The 3,652-nt window shown below is 70.7% G+C and carries 4 protein-coding genes; 3 read left to right on the forward strand and 1 reads right to left on the reverse strand.

Annotated features, from left to right (window positions below):
• From ACFTZL_RS42530 to ACFTZL_RS42540, 3 genes are all read left to right on the forward strand, one after another.
• Positions 1 to 961: pyridoxal phosphate-dependent aminotransferase (locus tag ACFTZL_RS42530; RefSeq protein WP_382595267.1), on the forward strand; the 961-nt coding region annotated here is incomplete at its 5' end.
• Between the two features lie 80 nt (positions 962 to 1,041).
• Positions 1,042 to 1,680: a hypothetical protein gene (locus ACFTZL_RS42535; protein WP_382595269.1), complete on the forward strand. Its 639-nt coding sequence runs from the start codon at positions 1,042 to 1,044 to the stop codon at positions 1,678 to 1,680.
• 65 nt (positions 1,681 to 1,745) lie between these two features.
• Entirely contained in the window at positions 1,746 to 2,168 is a 423-nt protein-coding gene (locus tag ACFTZL_RS42540) for a thioesterase family protein (RefSeq protein WP_189721349.1), read from the forward strand.
• Here the strand turns inward: ACFTZL_RS42540 and ACFTZL_RS42545 are convergent.
• Positions 2,165 to 3,538: a nucleobase:cation symporter-2 family protein gene (locus ACFTZL_RS42545; RefSeq protein ID WP_382595272.1), complete on the reverse strand. Its 1,374-nt coding sequence runs from the start codon at positions 3,536 to 3,538 to the stop codon at positions 2,165 to 2,167. The two genes, ACFTZL_RS42540 and ACFTZL_RS42545, sit on opposite strands and share 4 nt — an antisense overlap.
• Positions 3,539 to 3,652 lie beyond the last annotated feature (114 nt).

The following is a 3,652-nucleotide window of genomic DNA, read 5'->3' on the forward strand; positions in this document are numbered from 1 at the left end:
CTATCAGGCGCTGGGCCTGGAGGTCGGCGTCGACGACGTCTTCCTCGGCAACGGCGTGTCGGAGCTGGTCTCCATGGCCGTACAGGCACTCCTCGAGGACGGCGACGAGATCCTGATCCCCGCCCCGGACTTCCCTCTGTGGACCGCGGTGACGACCCTCGCCGGCGGCAAGGCGGTCCACTACCTGTGCGACGAGCAGGCCGACTGGTACCCCGACCTGGACGACATGGCGTCGAAGATCACGGACCGGACCAAGGCGGTCGTGATCATCAACCCGAACAACCCCACCGGCGCGGTCTACCCGAAGGAGATCGTCGAGGGCATCCTCGACCTCGCCCGGCGGCACGGCCTGATGGTGTTCGCCGACGAGATCTACGACCAGATCCTCTACGACGACGCCGTGCACCACTCGGCCGCCGCGCTCGCCCCCGACCTGGTGGTCCTCACCTTCTGCGGGCTGTCGAAGACGTACCGCGTGGCGGGCTTCCGCTCCGGCTGGCTGGTGGTCACGGGCCCGAGGCAGCACGCCAAGGACTACCTGGAGGGCCTCACCATGCTGGCCTCCATGCGGCTGTGCGCCAACGCGCCCGCCCAGTACGCCATCCAGGCAGCGCTCGGCGGGCGGCAGTCCATCGGCGACCTCACCAGGCCGGGCGGGCGGCTGCTGGAGCAGCGGGACGTGGCCTGGCAGAAGCTCAACGAGATCCCGGGCGTGACCTGCGTGAAGCCGAAGGGCGCGCTGTACGCCTTCCCCCGCATCGACCCCAAGGTGCACAGGATCCACGACGACGAGAAGTTCGTCCTCGACCTGCTGCTGCGGGAGAAGATCCAGGTGGTCCAGGGCACGGGCTTCAACTGGCCGACCCCGGATCACTTCCGGATCCTGACCCTGCCGCACGCCGATGATCTGGAGGCGGCGATCGGGCGGATCGGGCGGTTCCTGAGCGGGTACCGCCAGTAGGCCCGGTTGTCAGTGGTGGGTCGTAGCCTTCGAGCAGGTGGGGCGAGTGCCCCGAGGCCTGCGCCGGAGAGGAGCGCGCCGTGACCCGACCGCCGACCGCCGCGCAGCGGCGTGTCATCGACGCCGCCGACCCGGTCACCGGGCGGCTCCGGGGTACGGAGGCGCAGCTCGCCGCGCTGGTGAAGCGCGGGCTGGCCTTCCGGCATCCCCGGCCGCCGCACGATCACTTTCTGACGCCGGAGGGGCATCGGGTACGGCAGGGCGTGATGGGGACGCCCGAGCCGGCCGGTGAGGCTCCCGCGTCGACGGGGGTGTTCGCGGCGCGCGTCGGGGGTGAGGAGGCGGCGCCGGAAACCGGGCGTCCGGCCCGGCGCCGTGAGGTCCACAGCGCCTGGCAGGGCCTGCTGGAGCTGCGCCGGATGACCAACCCGGACGGGGCCACGGACCGGCCGTGCGGCTGGGAGCGTGCGCATCTGGCGGAGGCCGCCGCGCTCGCCCTGGAGGCGGCCGGGCACCCTCCGGCCGGGCCGGGGCCGGGCGCCTCGGGGTACCGGGTGCGGACGACCCCGCAGCCGGAGGCCGTGGCCGTGCACGAGCCGGACGGCGAGGCGCTGCGGGCCTGCGCGGCCACCTTGGAGGGGGCAGGCTGGCAGGTGAGCGACCACCGCGAACCGCGCACCGGAACCCGGTATCTCCTGGCTTCGCCGCGCCGGGCGTGATGGGCATGCCAAGATCGGTGGATCGTTGCGCGATGCATGAGAGTCCGGTGCGAGAGGGGAATGCCGTGAGCGAGCCGTTTTCCGTCCCAGTGACCGTCCGTGGTTACGAGACCGATGTACAGGGTCACCTCAACCAGAGCGTGTACCTGAACTACGCGGAGCACGCCCGCTGGTCGCTGCTGCACGCCGCGGGCATCAGCCAGTCCGCGCTCACGGGGACCGGCGTGGGCCCGGTGGCCCTGGAGACGACCATCCGCTACAAACGGGAGCTGCTCGCGGGCGACGAGGTCGAGGTGACCTGCGCCTTCGACTGGGGCAGCGGCAAGACGTTCCGCATCGAACAGACCGTCCGCAAGACCGACGGCACGGTGGCGGCCGAGATCACGGCGGTCGGCGGGATCCTGGATCTCAAGGAACGCAGGCTGGTCGCCGACCCCGCGAAGGTCTTCAAGGAACTGGCCACGGACCCGGGCCTGTTCGGCCTCTAGGCAGCGCGGCTCGCGCCGGTGATCTCCTCGCCCGCCTCCATGGGGTGGGTGACGTCCTGCGCGTCCTTGCTGCCCAGGTGGTTGAAGACCAGGTTCAGCAGCACGGCCGCCACACACCCCGTCGAGATGCCCGAGTCCAGGACGATCCGCGCCGTCTCCGGGAACGCGTGGTAGAACTCCGGCGCCGTGATGGGGATGATGCCCACGGCCAGGGAGACGGCCACGATCAGGACGTTGTTGTCCTTGTCCAGGCCGGCCCTGACCAGGGTCTGGATGCCGCTGGCGGCGACCGAGCCGAACAGGACCACGCCCGCGCCGCCGAGCACCGGGCGCGGTACGACGGCGATCAGCGAGGCGGCCATGGGACACAGGCCCATCAGCACCAGGAAGCCGCCGCCGGTGGCGACGACGTACCGGCTGCGGATCCTCGTCATGGCGACCAGGCCGATGTTCTGTGCGAAGGCGCTGCACATGAAGCCGTTGAAGAGCGGGCTGATCGCCGAGCCGAGGGTGTCGGCGCGCAGGCCGGCCGCGATGGTCTTCTCGTCGGCCGGGCGGTCGACGATCTCGCCCAACGCCAGCATGTCGGCGGTCGATTCGGTCATCGAGACCACCATCACCACGCACAGCGAGATGATCGCGGCCGCCTGGAACTGCGGGGCACCGAAGTGGAACGGGGTCGGGAAGCCGATGACGGCCGCGTCCGCGACCGGACCGAAGTCCGTGGCGCCGAACGGAATGGCGATCAGCGTGCCGACGACCAGGCCGAGCAGCACGGCGATCTGCTTGACGAAGCCGGTGGTGAAGCGGCGCAGGAGCAGCACGATCAACAGGGTGAGGGCAGCCAGTCCGAGGTTGGTCGCCGAACCGTAGTCGTGCGCCGCCGGGTCGGGTCCCTGGGCCCAGCCGAAGGCGACCGGGAGGAGGGAGATGCCAATGAGGGTGATCACCGTCCCCGTGACCACCGGCGGGAAGAAGCGCACCGCCTTGCTGAAGAAGGGGGCGGCTATGAAGCCCAGGAGTCCGGCGACGATGACCGCGCCGAAGATGATCGGCAGGGCGTCGGACTTGTCCTCGGTGGAGGCGACGATCGCGGTCATGGGGGCGACACCGGCGAAGGTGACGCCGTTGACGAAGGGCAGCCGGGCACCGATCTTCCAGATGCCGAGGGTCTGCAGGAACGTGGCGAGGCCCGCGGTGAACAGGCAGGCGCCGGTGAGGAAGGTCAGATCGGTGGCGGTCAGGCCGATGGCCGCGCCGACGATCAGGGGTGGGGCGACGACTCCGGCGTACATGGCGGCCACGTGCTGGAGGCCGGTCGTCGCCATCTTGAGCGCGGGGAGTTTTTCGTCAACGGGGTGGTCGGCCACGGCGGCGTCCCTCCGGTCGGGTACACGGCTGCGTCGATGACGGCCGTGGGTGTCAAGGAGGTGGTGCGGGTGGTCGTGCGGGACCGGACATGCGGGTGACGGGGACCGTTCCGG

The organism is Streptomyces sp. NPDC056948, from assembly GCF_042674225.1.
GTDB classification, from domain to species: domain Bacteria; phylum Actinomycetota; class Actinomycetes; order Streptomycetales; family Streptomycetaceae; genus Streptomyces; species Streptomyces purpurascens.